Below are 23,814 nucleotides of genomic sequence, written 5' to 3'. Positions count from 1 at the left end.
CAGGAGGCGACACATTGACACGTAAATATATATCTACTGAATTATTAATTATTTTTACAGCGCTAATGATTATCGCTAACTTTTATTACATCTTTTTTGAAAAAATTGGATATTTATTTATTTTATTATTAGGATGTATATTAATTTATGTAGGGTACCTTTACTTTCATAAAGTAAGAGGGTTATTGGCGTTTTGGATAGGAGCACTACTCATAGCGTTTACCTTGTTATCCAACAAATATACGATTATTATTTTATTTATATTTTTAGTAATAATCATTATTAGATACTTAGTTTTTAAATTTAAACCTTTGAAGATTGTGGCCTCGGAAGAAGAAGTGACCTCTCCTCAATTTATTAAACAACGTTGGCTAGGTGAACAACGTACTCCAGTATATGTATATAAATGGGAAGATGTGCAAATTCAACATGGGGTTGGAGATATTCATATTGATATGACAAAAGCAGCAAACATCAAAGAAAATAATACGATTGTAGTTAGACATATTTTAGGTAAAGTACAACTGATTGTTCCAGTTAATTATAATATTAATCTTCACATGGCATCATTTTATGGTACCGCTTATATAAATGGAGAAGCATATAAAGTAGAAAATAATCATGTCCAAGTAGAAGAAAAACCGAAAGAAGAAAATTATAGTGTAAATATATATGTATCAACATTTATTGGTGATGTTGAGGTGATTTATCGATGAATCACTATTTAAGAGCAATAGGATCCATGCTTATTTTAGTGTATAGCATGCTAACTGCGTTTTTATTTATAGATAAAGTTTTTGTAAATATTATATATTTTCAAGGAATGTTCTATACTCAAATATTTGGTATACCTGTGTTTCTATTTCTTAATTTAGTGATTATTTTACTTTGTATTATCGTTGGCTCTGTATTAGCTTATAAAATAAATCAGCAAAATGATTGGATAAAGAATCAAATTGAACACGCCATTGAAGGTGAAACGGTAGGTATTAATGATAAAAACATAGAACTATATAATGAAACAATTGATATTTATCAAATGTTAGTGCCTTTAAATCAAGAATTACAGCGATTAAGAATCAAAACTCAAAATTTAACAAATGAAAACTACAATATGAATGACATTAAAGTAAAAAAAATTATAGAAGATGAGCGTCAGCGTTTAGCAAGGGAATTACACGATTCAGTAAGTCAACAACTTTTCGCAGCAAGTATGATGTTATCAGCGATAAAAGAAACAGAACTAGAACCACCCCTTAACCAACAAATTCCAGTACTTGAGAAAATGATACAAGAATCTCAATTAGAGATGCGAGCGCTGTTACTACATTTGCGACCTTTAGGACTCAAGGATAAATCATTAGGGGAAGGTATTAAAGATTTAGTCATTGATTTACAAAAGAAAGTACCTATGAAAGTCATTTATGATATACAAGATTTTAAAGTGCCTAAAGGAATTGAAGATCATCTATTTCGAATTACACAAGAGGCAATTTCAAATACATTAAGACATTCTGATGGAACTAAAGTGACAGTCGAATTATTTAATCATCAAGATTATTTATTATTAAGAATTCAAGATAATGGTAAAGGCTTTAACGTAGATGAAAAAGTAGAACAAAGTTATGGATTGAAAAATATGAGAGAACGTGCATTAGAAATAGGTGCAACGTTTCATATCGTATCTCTACCAGATTCAGGAACTAGAATAGAGGTAAAAGCACCTTTAACGAAAGAGGAGGGTTAATATGACGATTAAAGTATTATTTGTAGACGATCATGAAATGGTTAGAATTGGTATTTCAAGTTATTTATCTACTCAATCTGATATTGAAGTAGTAGGAGAAGGATCATCAGGAAAAGAGGCAATTGAAAAAGCACATACGTTAAATCCTGATTTAATTTTAATGGATTTGTTAATGAATGATATGGACGGTGTAGAAGCGACGACACAAATAAAAAAAGATTTGCCTCATATCAAAGTAGTCATGTTAACAAGTTTTATAGAAGATAAAGAAGTATATAGAGCACTTGATGCAGGGGTGGATAGTTATATATTAAAAACGACAAGTGCCAGTGATATTGCAGAAGCAGTTAGAAAAACATATCGTGGAGAATCTGTATTCGAGCCAGAAGTTTTAGTAAAAATGAGAAATAGAATGAAGAAGAAAGCAGAATTATATGAAATGCTCACTGAACGTGAAATGGAAATATTGTTATTAATTGCTAAAGGCTATTCTAATCAAGAAATTGCCAGTGCTTCACATATTACAATTAAAACAGTAAAAACACATGTGAGTAATATTTTAAGTAAACTAGAGGTACAAGATAGAACACAAGCGGTTATTTATGCATTCCAACATAATTTAATTCAATAATAAAAAGCTCCTTATAAAGAAGTCAAAAAATGACTATCTCATAAGGAGGTTTTTCGTTAAAAGTTTTCTTTTCTATAGCTATTTATCTTTATCAAATTTATCTTTAATTTTATCAACAAAAGAGTCTTGTTCACTATGTTTATCATTGGGTGTAGGATCCACATCATAATTTTTTTCATATTTAGATGATGCTGTAGAATCGTATTCATATTTTGTATTCTCATTGTAATGATTTTCATTATTATCATCATGTTTTAAGGCAGCTTCTTCAGGTGTAGAACCTTTAATGACATGTCTTTGATGAATAATTGCATTAATTTCAGCACCAATAATGATAATGAAACATGTAATGTAAATCCATAGTAATAAAATGATGATTCCAGCAAGACTACCATATGTTTTAGAATAGTTGCCAAAGTTAGATAAATACCAACCAAATGCAAATGATCCTAATAACCATACAATAGAAGTAAAGATTGCACCAGGATATACAGATTTAAACTTAGTTTTAACGTTAGGTGCTACTGAATATAATGTTAAGAATAAAATAATAATAACAATAAGTGGTAACAATATACGCACTAAATCAAATATCCAAGCGACTTGTTGATCTAAACCTAACGGACCAAATAGATGATCTTTAATAAAATTACCAAATGTAGGTAATGTTAGAGCGATAGCTAATACAATAGCCATAACAATTGTAAACAAAATGCTTAATAATTTAAGAACAATAGGATTACGAGCATCTTCAACATCATAAGCAACATTAAATGAATTCATAATTGCTGTCATACCATTTGATGCTGACCAAATAGCTAAAATCAAACCAACTGATAATAAGCTACCACTAGAGTTACTTGTAATATCTTTAAAAATTTTAGTAACAACGTCAGCAGTCTCAGCAGGAGCATTTTGACTAACTAAGTCTTTAATTTGCTGAGGATCAATTTGGAATAATGGTAATAAAGTTAATAAAAAGATTAACATTGGGAATAAAGCTAATACAAAGTGATACGTCATTTGAGCCGCTAAACCTGAAGCATCATCTTTACCAATACGATAAATAAGATAAGATAAAAAATTAGAATTTTTAGTGTATTTTGCAGGTTTATTCAACCTAGAAACGAAAAAAACTTGTTTATCTTTTTTAGGCTTCTTTGATTGAAATTCCTGAGGTTCTACGTATGTACGATCAACCTTTATTTTCTCTTTATTTTCTGTCTCTTTTTCCTTAATAGAGTTAAGGTACTTAGAGTTTGATTGATTTTTTTTTGACATAGGCGTCTCCTTAAAAATTAATTCTAAAATAAAGGCAAAACTACCTAAGTAAAAAGGAATTTTGCCTTTATTTTCTGTCAATTATATTTGATTAGCTAAGACGATTGTTTTTACGATTTACAAATGTATCTTTAGCATCTTTAATTGATTTTTCTAATTCTGGATTATTACGACGAATTTCTTCGATCGTATCTTTCCAATACAATACTTCATTTTTAATTGAAGTAATTTTAGAAGGTTTACGAGAACGATTACCTTCTTTAATGTCTTTGAATGATTGTACTAATGCATTACGTGTTGATTTATCTGCTAAAGTAGCAGCTCCACCAACGATAGCACCAATAATAATACCTGGAACAAATTTGTTTTCCATTTTAGTTACCCCTCTTTCAAATTAGTATCTTTAACGATGAAATCTATTAAATTGTCACAAGATGATTGTACCATGTCATATACACCTTCAAAATTATTTGTGTAATAAGGATCAGGCACATCAGTCTCTTCCATGTTACTAAATTCTAGCAATTTGAACAATTGACCTTTAAGATTGGGATTAATTGATTTAATATTATCCACATTACTTTGGTCCATAGCGATAATATAATCAAAATCATCATCAGGTTCAAATAATTCACTAACAATACCATCAAAAGGTATATGGTGTTGTTTCAGAATTTTTTGAGTACCTTGATGAGGAGGTTCACCTAAATTCCAACGTCCAGTACCCCTAGAATGTACAATAACATCAGAAATACCGCGTTCTTTTAATCGTTGACGCATGATTGCTTCAGCCATTGTAGAACGACAAATATTTCCAAGACATACAAAAGCTACATCTACCATCTTGTACTCCTCCAAACTTTAATATATAAACTATTTTATAGTTATTTTTAACATTTATAAAGCCATAATTTTACTAATTTCTATAAAAGTTTAATAAATTTTTATACTTTGATAAAATATGATAATAAAGAGGTGAAACAAATGGCACAGAATAATGAACAAATGATTAAAAATATTCGAAAAAAATTAAATATTGTAAATCAATCTTTAATTAATCCAGAAAAATTTAAAGATACAGATACAAAGGATATTAAAGACATTCATGATTTTGTTATGTCTAAAGATTCATTTTCACCAAGTGAAATTACAGCAATTGCTGATGAATTAGGTAATTTACGTCACGAGTAAGGAGAATTTAAATGGCCAATCAAGATTATCAAGACAAATTAAAACAATATGCAGAATTATTAGTAAAGGTAGGTATGAACGTTCAACAAAATCAACCTGTGTTTATAAGAACTTCTGTAGAAACTATAGAATTAACGCGCTTAATTGTCGAAGTAGCCTATAAAGAAGGCGCTTCAGATGTAAGAGTGGTATATACAGATCCTATTTTAGAACGCTTAAAATATGAAAATGAAGCTGTTGATTATTTTGAAAATCATGCTGTTAAAGCTTATGATGTTGAAGAGCGTATGGATTATGCTCGTAGAGGAGCAGCGAATTTAGCACTTATTTCCGGTGATCCAGATTTATTAAATGGCATTGATGCAGAAAAATTAAAAGCGTCTCAGTTTAATTATGGACAAGCATTCAAAGGGTATATGGAAGGTAGCCAAAAAAATGCATTTCCATGGGTAGTAGCTGCATTTCCATCTAAAGCATGGGCAAAACGTGTATATCCTAATTTGCCTGAAGAAGAAGCATACAGTCAATTTATCGATGAAGTATTCGAAATTGTACGTGTGGATGGAAATGACCCAATAACAAATTGGGAGCAACATGTGAAATCTCTAAGTGTACATGCAAATAAACTTCAAGAAAAAAATTATAAGGCATTACATTATATGTCTGAAGGCACTGATTTAACAGTAGGACTACCAAAAGGACATATTTGGGAAGATGCAACAAGCTATGTAAATGGAAATCAACAACCATTTATTGCTAACATCCCAACGGAAGAAGTATTTACTGCACCAGATAGAAATCATGTAGATGGCTATGTAACTAATAAATTACCATTAAGTTATAATGGTAATATTATTGATGGATTCACTTTAACATTTAAAAATGGTGAAATTATCGATGTTAAAGCAGAAAAAGGTGAAGAAGTTTTAAAAGATTTAATTAGCACAGATGAAGGCTCTAAGCGATTAGGAGAAGTTGCTCTAGTTCCAGATGATTCGCCAATTTCAAATCGTAATACTATCTTTTATAATACTCTATTTGATGAAAATGCATCTTGTCATCTTGCTATTGGTTCAGCCTACGGGTTTAATATTAAAGGTGGCACAGAAATGTCTACTGAAGAAAAAATAGCAAGTGGGTTAAATGATTCTAATGTTCATGTGGATTTTATGATTGGAAGTTCAGATCTAACGATATATGGTATTTTACAAGACGGCTCTAAAGAATTAGTTTTCGAAAATGGGAATTGGGCACAATAACTCATTTAAATTAGGAATAGGAGAAATAAAGTATGTCAAATTCTCAAGTTAATAAAAAATCTATGTCTGAATCAAAAAGTATTAAAACACGACAAGTATTTCCTCAAGATACCAATCATCACCATACAATGTTTGGTGGATCATTGATGGCTAATATTGATGAAATAGCTGCAATTACAGCTATGAAACATGCGAATGCACAAGTGGTTACTGCTTCTACTGACTCGGTGGATTTTTTAAGACCTATAAAAACAGGGGATATTACGTCTTATGAAGCAATGGTAAGTTACGCAGGATCAAGTTCAATGGAAATTTGTGTGCAAATTATTATTGAAGATGTGCTAAATAAGGAAAGACATTTAGCAGCATTGAGCTTTTTAACATTTGTTGCCCTAGATGAAAATGGAAAACCAACACGTATTCCTAAAGTGTACCCTGAAACTAAAATAGAAAAGTGGTTCTATGAAGGAGCACCAAAACGTGTTCAACGAAGAAAAGAACGACGTGAAGAAAGTAAAAAAACCATTGAATTTTTATCTGAAGCACAGCACATAGAAGATATTTAAGATTTATAATAAAAGTCAATACATATGATATAAATTATATGTATTGACTTTAAATTATACGAAAGGGTTTTAGGGCCTTGTTTTTTAAAAATAATTCAATGTAAAATTACATATAAATACAAAGTGTTTTGGTGAGACTCTTGAGGCAATAGGATATGCTAAAGACTACAGGCTGAAGTTGTGCCCTAAGAAAGCGAGTCAACAATACGCAGTATTGTAAATAAAATAGCCAGTAAATGAGTTTACAATAAACTCATTTACTGGCTATTTTGCTAGGAATTATGTCCCAGTTTCTTTTAATTTTATTGAAAACTATGTTCAGTGTGCATTGTGATTTCATTTTCTCTAAAGTTTGTATTTGGATAATACATATTTTTAACTAATACATTTGGTCCTAAACATTGGAAAGCTTCACAATGACAATTTAAAGATTTTGCTAAATCTGTTGATAACCAAGCATCAAATACATCTGTGAGCTTATCATTTTTAATATTAGAAATTGTTCCGTTTTCATCACCAAAATCTGTTACAATAACGTCCCCACTAAATACATTTACATTTAAGCGACTACGGCCATCTGGGTCATTTCGAACAGTAACATTTTTTTCATTTCTTAATCGTTCAAGTAAAAGTTGGTCATTTTCATCGTTTATGCAAGGATAGATTGGGAGAGTACCAAATAACATCCAAGTATTTTTATCACGAATGTCTAATAAATGATGAATAGCTTGCTTCATGTCTTTTAATGATAATACATTGAGTTGACTTGCAAAATCTGCTGGATACATAGGATGAACTTCATGACGACTACACTTCATATCATTAACAATTTCTTTATGTATGTTTTCTAAATGTGGTAGGGTATTTTGATTTAACATTGTTTCTGCTGAAACAAACATCCCTTGGTCAGATAATGTACTAGCATTATCTAGCATTTGTTCATATAATTTTAACTTTGCTTTTAAAGGAGGTTGTTTTTTCATTGCGCCAAAGCCCACCTCTGCAAATTCTTGGATGGTACCCCAATTATGAGAAATGTGCATGACATCAATATACTCAGCAATTTCTAGATATCGATCTTGAGGTAACGTTAAATTAGAATTCATTTGCACATATATGCCTCTTTGATGCGCATATTTTAATAATGGTTTAACAACATTATTTATAGATTTCTTTGAAAACATAGGTTCTCCACCTGTAATCGACATAGTACGTAAATTGGGAATTTCATCTAAACGTTGATAAATAAGATTCATAGGTAATGGATCAGGATCTTTTGTTTGTAATGTATAACCAACTGCACAGTGACTACATCTCATATTACATAAATTTGTTGTGGTAAATTCTACATTACTCAAAGTGAGTTGATCGAATTGTTTAATATCATTATAAGCTTCCCACGGATCATTATAAATTGAGATTGCTTGTTTAATTTTTGATGTTGTCATTATAAAAACTCCTAAACTTTTAAAACATTCTTCTTTATAAAATTACAATAAATATTATTAGAATTATATCTCTTTTTGTCAAATTTTGTTAGGATAGTTATGAATAAAAGCTAAAAATATTATATATAAGGAGTTAAATTCCGATGGATGAAAAACAAACTATTGAACAAATTAAAACAAGATTGTCTAAATTTTTAGAAGATATTGACCACGTTAATCCTGATGAAGTAAGTGTAAAAGATATTGATGAATGGATTGGATTATTAGATCAATTAGAAGAAAAAGTTAAGTTAGTTTCTAAGTAATTGTGGAGTATGAAAAAGTTTTTAACTAAATTTAATATTTATGTTTAAACCATCTTAAATTTGTCTATAATTAAATATAATAAAACGAAAGAAAAGGTGATTTTGGTTATGACTAAAAAAGTAGCAATTATTTTAGCTGATGAATTTGAAGATATAGAATTAACAAGTCCTAAAGAAGCATTAGAAGAAGCAGGATTTGAAACTGAAGTTATTGGAGATACTGCGAACGCTGAAGTTGTTGGGAAACATGGCGAAAAAGTTACAGTAAATGTAAGTATTGCTGATGCTAAACCAGAAAATTATGATGCAATATTAATTCCTGGTGGTTTCTCTCCAGATAATTTACGTGGAGATGCAGAAGGACGTTATGGAACATTTGCAAAATACTTTACTAAAAATGATGTTCCAACATTTGCTATTTGTCACGGACCTCAAGTTTTAATTGATACTGATGATTTAAATGGTCGCACTTTAACTGCAGTATTAAATGTTCGTAAAGATTTATCAAATGCAGGTGCCAATGTTGTTGATGAATCAGTAGTAGTTGATAATAATATTGTAACAAGTCGTGTACCTGATGATTTAGATGATTTCAATAGAGAAATCGTTAAAAAATTAAATGATTAATTTAAAATAACTTTTTGAAAGTTATATTTGAGCCTGAGACATGTGTAATTGTCTCAGGCATTTTTAATGTGTTGATAGTCGATGATTGAATTACAATGTAACTGTATTCTGGATAGGCTCCAATGAAACTGAGAATGTATCATTACAAGTCGTGTCAATTCATAAGCGTCTGATTGATTTGTTTTCCTTGTTTTCTAGAAATGGAGAAAATACGTTTTAAATGTTACTTTTAAAAATTCATATATTTATGAACTTAATATCGTTTTTTAAATCCGCTTATCCATCTTTAAAAAATCCTTCTCTATCTTCTTCAAAGTAACTTGAAAATTTGAGCGATATAAAAACCAATGATACACCTTGAGACTGATTTTTGATTGTTTATATAGATAAAAATAATACTTACTGTTAAACTCTCAATTATAGAGTGACCTTTAAGTAAAGGAGCAATCCCATGAAAAGAAGACAAAGAGATAACTATCCAAAAGAGAAAACAACTTATTATCAAAATGAGCCTTATTATAATACCTATTATCAACCTGTGGGTTCACCACCGAAAAAGAAGAAAAGTAAACGGCTCTTTCTAAGAATGTTTATTATATTTCTGATTATATTTGCTTTGTTTACTGGATTAATGTATTTTTTATCATCTAGAGCGAATGTCGATGATTTACAAACGATTGAAAATAAGAGTAATTTTGTATCATCAGACAATATGCCGAATTATGTTAAGGGCGCATTTATATCTATGGAAGATGAACGTTTTTCTAAACATCATGGATTCGATATCAAAGGGACAACACGTGCATTATTTTCAACGATTGGTGAACGTGAGGTACAAGGCGGGAGCACCATTACTCAACAAACTGTAAAAAATTATTATTACAATAATGAACGTTCATTTACACGTAAACTAAAAGAATTATTTGTCGCGCATAAAGTTGAACAGCAATACAGTAAAAATCAGATATTAAGTTTTTATTTGAATAATATTTACTATGGTAATAATCAATATGATATTGAAAGTGCAGCAAATTACTATTTTGGTGCAACTACAAATCAAAATAATAGTAGTTATCCGATTATTACTGTATTACAAAGTGCAATGCTAGCAAGTAAAGTTAATGCCCCAAGTGTATATGATATTAATAACGTATCAAATAATTTCAAGAATCGAATTAAAGTGAATTTAGAAAAAATGAGACAACAGAATTATATTTCTGACAGTCAATATCAAGAAGCCTTATCGCAACTTAATAATTATTAATATAGTAATATAACAATTTAATTAAATATAAACTAAGAGTGAGAATGAGAATAAATAAACTTCCATTTCGCTCTTTTTTAATATCAAATACTATATGTGTTAGATTTTCTGTTATAAAATAAATATATTATTAAAATACAATTTTTAATTAGTATGAGGAGAATAATGATGCCGAAAATTACTAAAATAGAAGTTCAAAAAAATAATAAAGAACGATTTAATCTCTTTCTTGACGAAGCATTTGAAATGGGAATTGATATAGATACACTCGTTAAATTCAATTTGAAAAAGAATCAAATGATAGATGCTGCAGAAATGGAAAAAATTCAAAAATACGAACACTATCGTCTAGGAGTTAATATGGCAATACAATATTTATCATATAAAAAACGAACTGAAAAAGAAGTTAGTGATTATTTGAAAAAGAATGATATTAATGAAATGGCAGTAGAAAAAGTGATTGAATATTGTTATAAAGAGCAATATATTAATCATGAAGATTATGCTGAAAGTTTAAAAAATACAATGATCAACACAACAGATAAAGGACCTGAAGTATTTAAACAAAAACTATACCAAGTTGGAGTAGAACCTAATATTATAGATAGATATGTTAAACGATATGAAGAAGAGCAACCTATAGAATCTATCATTCATGTTGCTAAAAAAATAATGAAAACTAAAAAAGGTCCTGTTGTTAAAGTAAAGCAAAAAGTAATGCATAGCTTAATCCAAAAAGGATATACAATAGAAACTGCACAATATGTACTTAATGAGTTAGACTTTGCTCAAGACGAAGAAGTGCTAGATGACTTATTACAAAAGGATTTAGAAAAAGTTTATAATAAACAATGTCGTAAATATGATGGTAATACATTAAAAATGAAAACAATAGAAGCACTTATGAGAAAAGGATATAATTATGATAAAATAAAAATTAAATTAGCAGAAAGTGGTATTTTAGATGAGTGACAAAAGATTAAGTGAAATGTCTGAACAGGAATTGAGACATGAAATACAATTATGTAAAGAAAAAATGCGTAAAGCTGAAATGAATGGCATAATGAATGAATATGATGTTTATGAAAGTAAAGTCATTGTAGCTGAGAGTTATTTAGTCGATCGTTCTAAAATTAATATAGGCAGAATGTATAAATTAAATGATGGTAGTGAACAATACTTTAAAGTTGAACGTTTAAAAGGGGTTTTTGCTTGGGGTTATAGAATAAATAGTACGAATCCTGAAGAGGGTTTACCCATTGCATTATTAAAAATTTAGAAGGATGTAACACAAATGGGAAGTTCAATCGTTTTAAAATTATTAAATGTTACACAATACTATAGAAACCAAAAGAATAGAAAGTGGTATTTGCCGTTTGGATATGGCGCGGAAGACATAGAATTAAATAAAATAACTTTACACATTTATCAAGGAGAAGCTCTTGCACTCATAGGAGAACCTGGTTCATCCAAAACATTGATTGGAAGAATTATGGCACAAGATATTGCACCTGATAGAGGGAAAGTTGTACAATCAGCAAGTATTTATTATGGAGATATAAAAAACAAACATTTATTAAATATGTCTGTTAAAAGTTATATTGAAGAAACACAATGCTTATTTAATTACGAGACGTCTTCACATATTGTCGATCAAATTATTAAATATGCGCATTTAGATGATAAATCTTCGATTCAAGTGAATAAACTTAGTCACTCTGAGTATGCGCAATTGATTTTAAGTGTTGCAAGAGTTTGTAAAACAGAAATTATTATTTTAAGTCATATTCTCGAATATCTTGATGAAGCTTTTTTAAATAAGGCGAAACAACTTTCAAAAGACTATGTGTCTAATGACTTATCAATTATATTTGTAGACGATGATATTTCTAAAATATCTCAAGTAAGTAACTATGTTACATGGATTTCTCACGGACAAGTGCGTATGGAAGGGTCTTTAAATGACGTTTTACCAGTATTTAATGATCATGAAAGAGATAGATTAAGTATCGAAGATGAAGAAACACTTAAGAATTTTGATTTGGATTGGAAGAAAAGTAGAAGTAGATTGCCGGAAATGAGTTATAACTTTAAAAGAGTCGAACGATACAAACATGTTAAAGTTCCGGATTTTATAGTTAAATTTTGGACGCTTTTAGTTTCAACGTTAATCGTCTTAGTGTTACTTGGCGCACTGGTAGTGAATAATATAGGGAAAATTGAAATTCCTATCAACGAATCTCAGAAGAAAGTTCAAAATCAAGACACGGATTCTTTTGAAAATAAATTGTCTTATGGAATTGTTCTACATGATGAAGTGACATTATCAAATCATCAAGATATTGAAATGCCAAAATATTCTTTTGTGACGATTACTGGAGAAAGTGCTTCAAAATACCGCTTAATTGTCGATGATGATACATATGAAGTAGGTAAGAACAAAATTTATTATTTTAATCCTGCTGCATTATATGAAACGCATAAATTTAGTACTTTAGCGCCTTATATGAAGTCAAACTACAGTAAGTATGTTGATTATTTTAATACTCAATTACATAAACCACATAAGCAAGTGAAAAAGACGCTTGTTCCTGAAAAAGATCAACGATTTGTGGTGCCTATTACACAACAACCTATTAAAATGTTATTTAATGATGAGGATAAGTTAACTGGTTTTGTATTTCCTATAGTAGATAAATCAAAATTAGAGCGTAAATTTAATATTAAAAGTAATGTATGGATTTCAAAATTAAATAATGGATATTTAATTGCAGATATGAAAAATAGTAAATGGATTTATATCGAATTGTAGGTGTAAACATGATAGATAAGTTAATATTATATTTTAAACATTTTCCATCTCTTTTACATTTGGCTAAAGCAAAAGTAAAAGAGACTTGGAAATATGATGTGATTTTATTTTTAATACAATTAATTATCATTAGTATCATAATTGGAGTGATGTATTTATTTAATACAGAAGAAATTGAAAAGGCCCAATGGATATATCGAATGATTGCGTTCTATACTTTTGTAACCATTGCTTATATTATATATAAATCATTCAAATTATATAAGTATGATTATCTTATTGCTAAATCATTTCAACTCACACCTATTATTACGCCCATCCTTAATGCACTGATAGGGGCTATCATCATCTGTGTTTTATCATTGATTACATCAATCTTTAAGCCAGTAAACCTTGAAACATCGGTGATATCTTTTGTTTATTTTATACTAATGTCGATTATATTTATTGTTTTTATATCAATAACATTAAGTTTATTGACTTTAATAAGTAAAAAAGTATTTAAATTTTATGTGGTAGCAACAATTGTGTTATTCTTTTTAGTACCTATCATTTTTATACCTAACAATAAGGCAAATATGATTGATCAAATATTAAAAATTAATCCATTATATTATTTGATTGACGGATTATCATCTTCAATTGTTTTTGGAGCTGTAAATATGTACAATATTGTGTATCATATTTATTTTATTGCTTTTTTAGTATTAATTGGAGTTATCAATTTTATTTTAACTCGACTTGTTGCCCATAAGAAATATGAATATATTTAATATATGAGTGAATCGTTATAAATAACATATATTTTTTATAATTTTATAATAATAACCCCTAAATGACTGTCAATAAGTCATCTAGGGGTTGTTTAAATTATAGTTAAAGTTAATAGATTAATGAGAGTACAATTTTTTTTGAAGTTTTTCTTCTGTAAATACCCATCCAATATAGGAATGGTCAATTTTTTGATCTTGAGTAAGATGTGCAATTGCTGCAAAAGAATAATGTCCTTTATTTAGATAACGTAAATCTATCAATCTTATCTCAGTTGTTTGATCATCAAGTTTACGTATTTGCCAACGATAGATAGAAGAGAATTTTAAAAACGTTCTTATTTCAGGATTACTTTTTATTTGCCATAAAAGTGTATCAGATGAGAATTGTTGACGTTTTACTTTATCACTAAACGTTATATTACGACCATAAGCTCTACCTACATAATCATAGCTTTCAGTTTGAATAGCTACACGCCATTCCATAAATTTCATAGTAGGTGCAACAAAAATTTTCACAGGATGATGTTCATCATGAATGAGTTTCAACGCTTGAGATTTGATTATTGATTGCATTTTAAATCTAACGATATAATAAATAATTAAAACGCCAATAATTGGAAAGAACACTAGATATGGATGAATGCCTAATAACCATAGCGTGATTCCAATACATAATATTAAAAAAATAATTGGATCGAATGTATTGATTACACCGAGTTGTATCCACTTATTTGATATAGGTCTAAGTGCTTGTGTACCATATGAATTAAAGATATCTACAAAAACATGTAAAAAGACCGCTAACTGAGCCCACATCCATATATGAGTCACATCTACATGTGGAAAGATAACGTATATTATAAAAGCAAGTAATATTGGCCATAAAATCGTAAAGGGTATGGAATGTGTAATACCACGATGATGTGAAATATAAGTTGCATTATTTTTTAATTTTAAAACCGTATCGCCATCAGGTATTAAAGAACCCGCAATTAAAGTTGTTGCAGTAGCTGTCATAGAATGTGACATTGCTGGGTCTTGTGTAGCTAAAGCAGTTAGTCCAATGCCGATAGCAATATGAGTGGCTGTATCCATAAAAGTTCACTCTTTTCATCTTGATTTAATATATATTATAATCTAAAAATTAGAATAACAAAATTAAGATACTTATCAAATATTAGAAAGTATTATAACTTATAAATTTTTTTATGTAAGAGAAAGGATAATTTAATGTTAAATGAAACGACATTTAAAAATAATATTGTGACATGGTTTGAGAAAAATCAACGAGAAATGCCTTGGAGAGAAACAACTAATCCATATTATATATGGCTAAGTGAAGTTATGCTTCAACAAACACAAGTTAAAACGGTCATTGATTATTACAATAAATTTATTCATCGATTTCCTACAGTTAAAGCGTTAAGTGAAGCAGAAGAAGATGAAGTATTAAAGTATTGGGAAGGTCTTGGATATTATAGCCGTGCCCGCAATTTTCATACAGCAATTAAAGAAGTACATCATAATTATAATGGTGAAGTGCCATCATCCCCTAAAGTTTTTGGTGAATTAAAGGGAGTAGGTCCATATACTCAAGCAGCTGTAATGAGTATTGCTTTTAATCGCCCTTTAGCTACTGTAGATGGAAATGTGTTTAGAGTATGGACTCGACTTAATAATGACTATCGTGATATCAAATTACAATCTACTAGAAAATCATTTGAAAAAGAGCTTCAACCTTTTGTACAAGAAGAAGCGGGTACGTTTAATCAATCAATGATGGAATTAGGTGCAACAATATGTACACCTAAGAATCCGTTATGCCTATTTTGTCCAGTGCAGGAAAATTGTGAAGCATTTCGAAAAGGAACTACGTTAGAGTTACCTATCAAGACTAAAAAGCAAGCTAAGAAAATAATTAATCAGGAGGTTTTTTTAGTCAGAAATCAGAAAGGTCAATATCTGATTGAAAAACGTCAAGAAAAGCTACTTAATGGTATGTGGCAATTTCCGATGTTTGAAAGTCCTAATGGGATTCAAAAACTAGAATATAAGTTAAACCAGTCATTAACTTTAGCTGAGAACGCAATATTTCAATTAAAGCATCAATTTACACATAAAACTTGGAATTTAAATGTTTATAGTGTGATTGAAGATATAAATATTGACTCAGCACAATTACCAGACTTTATGGAATGGTTTGATTTAGAAAATCGAGACGATTATTCTTTCCCAGTATCAATGAGTAAAATATATGAGTTTATTGTTGGTAAATAGAAAAACATATTATCTCTCTATATCTCTTTAAAGAAGTTTAAAAAAATATGGTATAATTCGAATTGTAAAAACTTTAAAAGGTGGTGTGGAGTATGGTTAAAGAATCCATACCTAAAGAAGGCGAAAATATAAAAATCCAAAGCTATAAACATGATGGAAATATTCATAGAGTATGGTCTGAAACAACGATTTTAAAAGGAACAGATCACGTCATCATTGGTGGGAATGATCATACCTTAGTAACTGAAAGTGATGGACGTACATGGATTACTAGAGAGCCTGCAATCGTGTACTTTCATTCTGAGTATTGGTTTAATGTAATTTGCATGTTTAGAGAAGATGGTATTTACTATTACTGTAATTTATCTTCGCCTTTTGTATGTGATGAAGAAGCTTTAAAATATATTGATTATGATTTAGATATTAAAGTTTATCCAAATGGTAAATATCATTTATTAGATGAGGATGAATATGAACAACATATGAAACAAATGAATTATCCTCATGAAATAGACGTAATACTCAGAAGAAATGTAGACATTTTACAACAATGGATAGAACAGAAAAAAGGTCCTTTCGCTCCTGACTTTATAAAAGTTTGGAAACAAAGATATAAAAAAATTCGTAATTACTAAGCATAATTGAGGCAAATAGTAATTAATTAGTTTATAGTACTTGAGTAATAAATAAGAGGTTGAAACTACTTGCCTATTCTTAAATAAATGAGTTTATGAATAGAGGGTTCAACCTCTATTCATTTTTTGATAATAAAATTAAGGAGGAGTCAGTGTGATTCGACGATATTTAGAATTTGTTAAACCATATAAATATCGTATTTTCGCAACGATTATTATTGGAATTATAAAATTTGGTATTCCAATGTTAATTCCATTATTAATTAAATATGCGATTGATGGTGTCATTAATAATGGTACATTAACTACCAATGAAAAATTCCATCATCTTGCTATAGCGATAGGTATTACTCTATTTATATTTTTAATTGTGCGCCCGCCAATTGAATACCTTCGACAATATTTAGCACAATGGACGAGTAATAAAATTTTATATGATATTCGTAAGCAATTGTATGACCATTTACAAGCTTTAAGTGCTCGATTTTATGCAAATAATCAAGTGGGACAAGTTATATCGAGAGTAATTAATGACGTAGAACAAACGAAAGACTTTATTTTAACTGGGTTAATGAATATTTGGTTAGACTGTGTAACGATTATTATTGCGCTTTCTATTATGTTCTTCTTAGATATTAAATTAACACTTGCAGCAATTATTATTTTTCCTTTTTATATCTTTACAGTATATTTTTTCTTTGGACGTTTAAGAAAATTAACACGTAAACGTTCACAAGCATTAGCGGAAGTACAAGGATTTTTACATGAACGTGTTCAAGGTATGTCTGTAATAAAAAGCTTTGCAATTGAAGATAATGAAGCGAAAAACTTTGATAAAAAAAATAAAAACTTTTTAAGTAGAGCGTTTCAACATACTTCATGGAATGCCTATTCATTTGCAGCTATTAATACAGTCACAGATTTAGGTCCTATCATTGTTATTGGAGTAGGGTCATATTTAGCAATCACTGGTTCAATTACAGTAGGTACCTTAGCAGCTTTTGTAGGATATTTAGAACAATTATTCGGACCATTAAGACGTTTAGTTTCTTCATTCACAACTTTAACGCAAAGTTTCGCCTCTATGGATCGTATTTTTCAATTAATGGATGAAGACTATGACATTAAAAATAAAAAAGGTGCACAACCTATTGAAATAAAAGAAGGACATATTGAATTAAAAAATGTAAGCTTTAAATATAATGAAGATGAATCTTTAGTTTTAAAAAATATAAATTTAAATATAAACAAAGGTGAAACAGTAGCATTCGTCGGTATGAGCGGGGGAGGTAAATCTACGCTTATTAATCTTATTCCACGTTTTTATGATGTAAGTGAAGGTGAAATTTTGATCGATAGTCATAATATTAAAGATTATTTAACAGGAAGCTTGAGAAATCAAATTGGACTTGTTCAACAAGACAATATTTTATTTTCTGATACTGTAAGAGAGAATATTTTATTAGGACGTCCTGATGCTACTGAAGAAGAAATAATCGAAGCAGCTAAAATGGCAAATGCGCACGACTTTATTATGAATTTACCGAATGGCTATGATACTGAAGTTGGAGAACGTGGCGTAAAATTATCTGGTGGCCAAAAGCAACGTTTATCTATTGCGCGTATTTTCTTAAATAATCCACCTATATTAATTTTAGATGAAGCGACAAGTGCACTTGATTTAGAAAGTGAAGCAATTATTCAAGACGCATTAGATGTTTTAAGTAAAGATAGAACTACACTTATTGTAGCTCATAGATTATCAACAATCACACACGCAGATAAAATTATTGTTATGCAGCATGGCCAAATCGTTGAAACGGGTACACATAAAGAGCTGATTGCTAAAAAAGGTGAATATGAACATTTGTATAGCATTCAAGATTTATAACTAAATAATGAATACTAAAAAAGACAAACTCAACTTTGATAGTTAAGTTTGTCTTTTTTAGTATTGATATTTAATTTTTATAAATCAAAATCTTCATCTTGAATTTCAATATCCGTGTCATTACGATGATACGTAAAGAAACTTAATCTTAGTCTATCTAAATGCTCTAAATAATATCGATATTCTTCAATAGCTGCGATAATTTGCATGATATTCGAATATGAATATTCTACTTGATATGGATTTTGAATTAATTGATATTGAAAAGCATCCATAAGATTTTTCTTTTGAGGATTTAAAATTTGATTATCAAAATCATCTACATTATAACGCGCCTTTTTTGATAAACTTTTTAAAATTTGTTCATGATACGCTGTTAATGAATCTAACTCTAATTTAATTTGAAATAATAAATTATGATTCGTATTATGCAAATCATTTTGATATCTAGCCATACGATTTAATACTTCGTAAGCTTGTCGAGTTGTTCCAACGACCTCTTTAAATAATATCTTTTTACGATTTTGTTGGAAAGCAGCTTTTCTTGTAAACGTACGTTCTTCGTGATAATAGTTATAGATTTGTTCTAATTTTATGATGCGAGATTCTAACTGTTCACCATCTTCTTTTATCTGATGATATTCAGAAGTATCATTAATCACAAGTTTAAACCATATAAATATGTCGGAAGAAATATTAACCGCATTATGATAAATTTTAGTTTCGAATTTTGGAGGTAAGAATACTAGGTTTACAAGTGAAGCACTTAAAACTCCAATCATTACTAAAATAAATCTAAATGTAGCTGCAAGATAAAACGATCCTGTATGTTGCCCCATAATGATTAACGCAGTGACACCTGCTAATGTTGCTACATGCGCCAAGTTTAATTTGTATAAAATGGCGATTAATAGAATGACTGTGATACCCATAATCACAATGTTTTTACCAAAAATGGTTACCATAATCACTGCTAATATAGCACCGATTAAATTACCTGTAGCTTGTTCAGATATCGTTTTCATTGAACGATATATATTAGGTTGCATTGCAAAAATAGCACTTATTCCTGCTACAGATTTCAAACCAACATTATCAGGTAAAAAAGAAGCGATAAAAAGGGCGAGAATGATAGCAATTCCAGTTTTAAGTATACGTGCGCCTAATTTCAAATACAACGCTCCTTTAAATAACAAGTTTATAGTTTAATGTATTTTTAAATTAGTATACACTCAACAAATAAAACTATACAAGTATACGCATATATAAAAACCCAAGAATGTATATTTACGATATGACATTCTTAGGTCCGTTAAATTTTAAATATTATTTCATTTGACTGAAGGCATAGTCAGCCGCTTCTAATGTTCGATCAATATCTTCTTCAGTGTGTTCAGTAGTTAAGAACCATGCTTCAAATTTAGAAGGTGCTAAATTAATACCTTGGTTAAGCATAAGTTTAAAGAATTTTGCAAATGCCTCACCATCAGAATTTTCTACTTGTTCGTAGTGTGTTACTTTTTCATCTGTAAAATAGAGTGTTAGCGATCCATAAATACGATTAATTGTTGCAGTAATATGATGTTTTTCGATAAGTTTATTTAAACCATCTTCTAAACGTTTACCCAAATTATCTAATTTCTCACATACACCATCTTGCTCTAAAACTTCAAGTAATGCAATACCTGCTCTCATTGAAAGTGGGTTACCTGCCATTGTTCCTGCTTGGTATGCTGGGCCTAATGGAGCAACATGTTCCATGATATCTTGACGGCCACCGTAGCCACCGATTGGTAATCCACCACCAACAATTTTACCAAATGCTGTTAAATCTGGATAAACATTTAATAAATCTTGTGCAGCGCCATAATGGAAGCGGAAAGCAGTGATGACTTCATCGTAAATCACTAAAGCCCCATGTTCATGAGTGATGTTGTTAACTTCTTCTAAAAAGCCTGGTTGAGGTTTTACCATACCAAAATTACCTACAATAGGTTCTACTAATACAGCTGCTACTTCATCTCCCCAATGTGACATGGCTTCTTTATAAGATTCAATGTCATTGAAAGGTACAGTAATGACTTCTCTAGCGACACTTTCAGGTACACCAGCTGAATCTGGAGAACCTAATTGAGAAGGTCCGCTTCCTGCAGCAACTAATACTAAATCAGAATGGCCATGATAAGACCCCGCAAATTTAATAATCTTATTTCTTTTAGTATAAGCTCTAGCAACTCGAATTGTAGTCATTACTGCTTCTGTTCCAGAATTAACAAAACGAATTTTTTCTAATGAAGGAATAGCTGCTCGTAATTTTTTACTAAAATCAATTTCAAGTTCAGTCGGTGTACCATATAACACACCTTTAGCCGCTTGATCTTGGATAGCTTCAGTAATATGAGGATGAGCATGACCAGTGATTATAGGACCATATGCTTGTAAATAATCAATGTACTTATTTCCATCGACATCGTAAAGATAAGCGCCATGACCTTCACGCATAACTACGGGAGCACCTCCGCCAACAGCTTTATAAGAGCGTGAAGGAGAATTAACTCCACCTAAAATATATTCATTTGATAACTTTTGAAGACGTTCACTTTCAGTGAAATTCATAGAGTATCAACCTTTCTTATTTAATAATATTCATTACTATCGTAACATAATAATTATAATATGAAGAAATGAGTGATACGATGTTAAAAATAGGAGATCTTTTTCCAAAATTTGAATTAGAGAATCAAAATGGTGAATTAATTACTAATGAAAAAATTATGGGAGAAAAAACAATATTATATTTCTACCCACGAGATAACACACCAACGTGTACAACAGAAGCATGTGACTTTAGAGATAATATACAATACTTTAATGATATGAAAGTTAAAGTTTATGGTATTAGCGGGGATTCTAGAAAAAAACACGAAAACTTTATTAATAAGCATCATTTGAATTTTGATTTGTTAGTTGATGATGAATTTAAGTTATCGAAGGCAGTAGGAATATATCGTTTGAAGAAAAGTTTTGGAAAAGAAAATATGGGAATAGTGAGAACAACGTTTGTAATAGATGAAGCGGGATATATTACAAATATCATTGAAAAAGTAAAAGTTAAAACACAAATAGATGAATTAAAACAAATGCTGGAGTGAGATAAATGAAAATCGTAAGCTTGAAACGTTTAGGTAATATAGAAAATGAATTAATAGAAAAGTATCCTGATATTTCATTTTTGTTTTATGATAAAGCAGATAATATTCCAGATAATGAAAAAAAAGAACTCGAGGTATTGATAGGGTATGACGGGGAGATTAATGAAAGATTTATAAAGTCTTGCCCGAATTTAAAGTGGATTGCATGGTATGCAACAGGCGTAAACAATCTACCATTAGAGTATATTAAGAATAAAGGAATTATTTTAACCAATACTAGAGGAATACAATCAAAGCAACTTTCAGAATATATACTAACTTTTATATTAGATGATCATAAAAAAATGAAAACATCATTTATTAATCAACAAAAGCATATTTATGATAGTACTTTGACAGGTAAACGTTTAAAGGATGAAACAATTTTATTTTTAGGTACTGGAGCTATTGCTCAAGATACTGTAAAGTTATTGACACCTTTCGAATTGAAAATAATAGGTGTAAGTAAAACAGGAAAACAAAAAGAAGGATTTAATCAAACATATGAGATAAATGAATTAGACGAACTATTAGGAGAAGCGGATATAATAATTAATACGTTACCAGAAACCAAAGAAACATATCATTTATTAAACAAACATCACTTCCAATTAATGAAGGAAGATACCTTATTTATTAATGTAGGAAGAGGAACTATAGTAGAAGAAGACGATTTAATTGAAATACTTAAAGAAAAATTAATACGTCATGCTTACTTGGATGTATTCGAAAATGAACCACTAGAATCAGAACATCCACTTTATGATTTAGATAACGTGACAATTACTGCACATATAACTGGTAATGATAAAGAAAATAAAAAGGAAGCAACGAAAATATTTGAAAGAAATCTATCTCATTTTCTCAATAAAGAAGAAATAAGTGAGAACGTAGTAGACTTAAAAGATGGCTATTAATATAAAACTTATGGAATAATTGACAATGCCGTATGAAAGTAGTTATATTATTAATAAGATAATAATAATTATAAAGTAGAAAGATGGTGAAAATGATGAGTGCAGAAATAGAATCAATTGAACATGAGCTTGAACAAGCTATAATAGCATTAAGAAAGTCAGGCGTTCGTATCACGCCTCAAAGACAAGCTATTGTTAGATTTTTAATTAGCTCACATACACATCCTACAGCGGATGAAATTTATCAAGCACTTTCACCTGATTTTCCTAATATAAGTGTTGCGACAATTTACAACAATTTAAGAGTATTTAAGAAGATAGGTATTGTAAAAGAATTGACTTATGGAGATGCATCAAGTAGGTTCGACTTTAATACTCATAATCATTATCATGTTATTTGTGAACGATGCGGTAAAATAGTAGATTTCCACTATCCTCAATTGGATGAAATTGAACAATTAGCTCAACACGTTACAAACTTTGACGTAACACATCATCGAATGGAAATTTATGGATTGTGTGAAGAATGTAAAAATAAAGAATAAAGTTAGGCAATGACTTTAATGTCATTGCTTTTTTTGTTTATAAGTAATCAAAGAATTTAAAAGATAAATATTAAATAAAAAATACCATAGAGTTTTAGTATAAAAAATACTCATTAAAGATAATGAATACATTTAGTGTGAAATATTAAACAATTTTATATTATAAAATTCATTGACGTTCAATAATAAACTTGCTATTATATAAAAGTCGTCAAAAACAAAAGATATTGTTTGAAAACGCAAAGTAAATTAGTTTAAAACAATGTTAAGAAAGTGTAATTTTGACTATTGATTATAAAAACAATTTATTATAAGATATTATTTGTTGAAATATTAATTAACTTCAAGAAAAGAAAAATTAAAAAAGTTCTTGACAAAAATAATTAGTATTTGATACAATTAATAAATGTAATTGTTAAAACGAACATTGAAAACTGAATGACAATATGTCAAC

26 protein-coding genes are annotated in these 23,814 nt (G+C 29.4%); 19 read left to right on the top strand and 7 right to left on the bottom strand.

Annotated features, from left to right (window positions below; genetic code table 11):
• Positions 1–14 precede the first annotated feature (14 nt).
• The 3 genes from liaF to vraR are packed head-to-tail and all read left to right on the top strand — an operon-like array spanning position 15 to position 2,378.
• A complete protein-coding gene (gene liaF, locus HMPREF2930_RS01000; protein WP_017175229.1) occupies positions 15–716 on the top strand; it encodes a cell wall-active antibiotics response protein VraT in 702 nt (233 codons plus the stop codon).
• Positions 713–1,747 (top strand): sensor histidine kinase VraS, encoded by a 1,035-nt coding sequence (locus tag HMPREF2930_RS00995; RefSeq protein ID WP_017175228.1) that lies wholly within the window; start codon positions 713–715, stop codon positions 1,745–1,747. The genes liaF and HMPREF2930_RS00995 overlap by 4 nt, the downstream gene beginning before the upstream one ends.
• Before the next feature lies 1 nt (position 1,748).
• Entirely contained in the window at positions 1,749–2,378 is a 630-nt protein-coding gene (vraR, locus tag HMPREF2930_RS00990; protein WP_002450048.1) for a response regulator transcription factor VraR, read from the top strand.
• 78 nt (positions 2,379–2,456) lie between these two features.
• Here the strand turns inward: vraR and HMPREF2930_RS00985 are convergent, their stop codons facing one another.
• The 3 genes from HMPREF2930_RS00985 to HMPREF2930_RS00975 all read right to left on the bottom strand — a co-directional run bounded on the left by HMPREF2930_RS00985 (position 2,457) and on the right by HMPREF2930_RS00975 (position 4,502).
• The gene (locus HMPREF2930_RS00985; protein ID WP_017175227.1) at positions 2,457–3,659 is read right to left on the bottom strand and encodes a YihY/virulence factor BrkB family protein; all 1,203 of its coding nucleotides are present in this window, start codon (positions 3,657–3,659) and stop codon (positions 2,457–2,459) included.
• 91 nt (positions 3,660–3,750) lie between these two features.
• On the bottom strand, positions 3,751–4,032 hold the full coding sequence (locus tag HMPREF2930_RS00980; RefSeq protein ID WP_002450075.1) for a hypothetical protein: 282 nt from the start codon (positions 4,030–4,032) through the stop codon (positions 3,751–3,753).
• A gap of 5 nt (positions 4,033–4,037) precedes the next feature.
• A complete protein-coding gene (locus HMPREF2930_RS00975; protein WP_017175226.1) occupies positions 4,038–4,502 on the bottom strand; it encodes a low molecular weight protein-tyrosine-phosphatase in 465 nt (154 codons plus the stop codon).
• 141 nt (positions 4,503–4,643) lie between these two features.
• Between HMPREF2930_RS00975 and HMPREF2930_RS00970 the strand changes: the two genes are divergently transcribed.
• Genes HMPREF2930_RS00970 through HMPREF2930_RS00960 form a run of 3 tightly spaced genes read left to right on the top strand, consistent with a single transcriptional unit; the run spans position 4,644 to position 6,675 of the window.
• Entirely contained in the window at positions 4,644–4,850 is a 207-nt protein-coding gene (locus HMPREF2930_RS00970) for a DUF1128 domain-containing protein (RefSeq protein ID WP_002450082.1), read from the top strand.
• A gap of 11 nt (positions 4,851–4,861) precedes the next feature.
• Entirely contained in the window at positions 4,862–6,109 is a 1,248-nt protein-coding gene (locus tag HMPREF2930_RS00965; protein WP_017175225.1) for an aminopeptidase, read from the top strand.
• 32 nt (positions 6,110–6,141) lie between these two features.
• Entirely contained in the window at positions 6,142–6,675 is a 534-nt protein-coding gene (locus HMPREF2930_RS00960) for an acyl-CoA thioesterase (RefSeq protein WP_017175224.1), read from the top strand.
• 302 nt (positions 6,676–6,977) lie between these two features.
• On the opposite strand, the gene yfkAB is transcribed toward HMPREF2930_RS00960, so the two are convergent.
• Entirely contained in the window at positions 6,978–8,123 is a 1,146-nt protein-coding gene (gene yfkAB, locus HMPREF2930_RS00955) for a radical SAM/CxCxxxxC motif protein YfkAB (protein WP_017175223.1), read from the bottom strand.
• A 143-nt stretch (positions 8,124–8,266) separates the two neighbouring features.
• On the opposite strand from yfkAB, the gene HMPREF2930_RS11350 reads away from it, so the two are divergent.
• From HMPREF2930_RS11350 to HMPREF2930_RS00925, 7 genes are all read left to right on the top strand, one after another.
• Positions 8,267–8,428, top strand: a complete 162-nt coding sequence (locus HMPREF2930_RS11350) for an SE1561 family protein (protein WP_002450046.1) — start codon at positions 8,267–8,269, stop codon at positions 8,426–8,428.
• 108 nt (positions 8,429–8,536) lie between these two features.
• Entirely contained in the window at positions 8,537–9,055 is a 519-nt protein-coding gene (locus tag HMPREF2930_RS00950) for a type 1 glutamine amidotransferase domain-containing protein (protein WP_017175222.1), read from the top strand.
• A 451-nt stretch (positions 9,056–9,506) separates the two neighbouring features.
• Positions 9,507–10,319 (top strand): monofunctional peptidoglycan glycosyltransferase SgtB, encoded by an 813-nt coding sequence (gene sgtB, locus HMPREF2930_RS00945; RefSeq protein WP_017175221.1) that lies wholly within the window; start codon positions 9,507–9,509, stop codon positions 10,317–10,319.
• Between the two features lie 168 nt (positions 10,320–10,487).
• Positions 10,488–11,291 (top strand): recombination regulator RecX, encoded by an 804-nt coding sequence (recX, locus tag HMPREF2930_RS00940; protein WP_017175220.1) that lies wholly within the window; start codon positions 10,488–10,490, stop codon positions 11,289–11,291.
• Complete coding sequence (locus HMPREF2930_RS00935) at positions 11,284–11,598, top strand: YfhH family protein (protein WP_002455132.1); 315 nt, start codon at positions 11,284–11,286, stop codon at positions 11,596–11,598. The genes recX and HMPREF2930_RS00935 overlap by 8 nt, the downstream gene beginning before the upstream one ends.
• Before the next feature lie 15 nt (positions 11,599–11,613).
• Complete coding sequence (locus HMPREF2930_RS00930) at positions 11,614–13,131, top strand: ATP-binding cassette domain-containing protein (protein WP_017175219.1); 1,518 nt, start codon at positions 11,614–11,616, stop codon at positions 13,129–13,131.
• Between the two features lie 8 nt (positions 13,132–13,139).
• A complete protein-coding gene (locus tag HMPREF2930_RS00925; RefSeq protein WP_019835724.1) occupies positions 13,140–13,904 on the top strand; it encodes a teichoic acid transporter in 765 nt (254 codons plus the stop codon).
• Positions 13,905–14,021: 117 nt separating this feature from the next.
• Here HMPREF2930_RS00925 and HMPREF2930_RS00920 read toward each other — a convergent pair whose 3' ends face one another.
• Positions 14,022–14,999: a metal-dependent hydrolase gene (locus tag HMPREF2930_RS00920; protein WP_017175217.1), complete on the bottom strand. Its 978-nt coding sequence runs from the start codon at positions 14,997–14,999 to the stop codon at positions 14,022–14,024.
• A 135-nt stretch (positions 15,000–15,134) separates the two neighbouring features.
• Between HMPREF2930_RS00920 and mutY the strand changes: the two genes are divergently transcribed.
• The 3 genes from mutY to HMPREF2930_RS00905 all read left to right on the top strand — a co-directional run bounded on the left by mutY (position 15,135) and on the right by HMPREF2930_RS00905 (position 18,707).
• Positions 15,135–16,181 (top strand): A/G-specific adenine glycosylase, encoded by a 1,047-nt coding sequence (mutY, locus tag HMPREF2930_RS00915; RefSeq protein WP_017175216.1) that lies wholly within the window; start codon positions 15,135–15,137, stop codon positions 16,179–16,181.
• A gap of 92 nt (positions 16,182–16,273) precedes the next feature.
• Positions 16,274–16,816 (top strand): nucleoside tri-diphosphate phosphatase, encoded by a 543-nt coding sequence (locus tag HMPREF2930_RS00910; protein ID WP_017175215.1) that lies wholly within the window; start codon positions 16,274–16,276, stop codon positions 16,814–16,816.
• Between the two features lie 154 nt (positions 16,817–16,970).
• Positions 16,971–18,707 (top strand): ABC transporter ATP-binding protein, encoded by a 1,737-nt coding sequence (locus HMPREF2930_RS00905; RefSeq protein WP_017175214.1) that lies wholly within the window; start codon positions 16,971–16,973, stop codon positions 18,705–18,707.
• 77 nt (positions 18,708–18,784) lie between these two features.
• Here the strand turns inward: HMPREF2930_RS00905 and HMPREF2930_RS00900 are convergent, their stop codons facing one another.
• Together HMPREF2930_RS00900 and HMPREF2930_RS00895 are read right to left on the bottom strand one after the other, a co-directional pair.
• The gene (locus HMPREF2930_RS00900; protein WP_017175213.1) at positions 18,785–19,879 is read right to left on the bottom strand and encodes an FUSC family protein; all 1,095 of its coding nucleotides are present in this window, start codon (positions 19,877–19,879) and stop codon (positions 18,785–18,787) included.
• A gap of 154 nt (positions 19,880–20,033) precedes the next feature.
• On the bottom strand, positions 20,034–21,323 hold the full coding sequence (locus HMPREF2930_RS00895) for a glutamate-1-semialdehyde 2,1-aminomutase (protein WP_070597194.1): 1,290 nt from the start codon (positions 21,321–21,323) through the stop codon (positions 20,034–20,036).
• 80 nt (positions 21,324–21,403) lie between these two features.
• Between HMPREF2930_RS00895 and HMPREF2930_RS00890 the strand changes: the two genes are divergently transcribed.
• The 3 genes from HMPREF2930_RS00890 to perR all read left to right on the top strand — a co-directional run bounded on the left by HMPREF2930_RS00890 (position 21,404) and on the right by perR (position 23,360).
• Positions 21,404–21,859, top strand: coding sequence for a peroxiredoxin (locus tag HMPREF2930_RS00890; protein ID WP_017175211.1), 456 nt, complete (start codon positions 21,404–21,406; stop codon positions 21,857–21,859).
• Positions 21,860–21,864: 5 nt separating this feature from the next.
• Entirely contained in the window at positions 21,865–22,815 is a 951-nt protein-coding gene (locus HMPREF2930_RS00885) for a phosphoglycerate dehydrogenase (protein WP_017175210.1), read from the top strand.
• Between the two features lie 95 nt (positions 22,816–22,910).
• Positions 22,911–23,360, top strand: coding sequence for a peroxide-responsive transcriptional repressor PerR (gene perR, locus HMPREF2930_RS00880; RefSeq protein WP_017175209.1), 450 nt, complete (start codon positions 22,911–22,913; stop codon positions 23,358–23,360).
• The last annotated feature ends 454 nt before the right edge of the window (positions 23,361–23,814 follow it).

Source organism: Staphylococcus sp. HMSC068C09, assembly GCF_001813735.1.
Taxonomy (GTDB): Bacteria; Bacillota; Bacilli; order Staphylococcales; family Staphylococcaceae; genus Staphylococcus; species Staphylococcus hominis.
The sequence above is the reverse complement of the archived record's forward strand: the minus strand, read 5'-3'. Positions and strand labels throughout refer to the sequence as shown.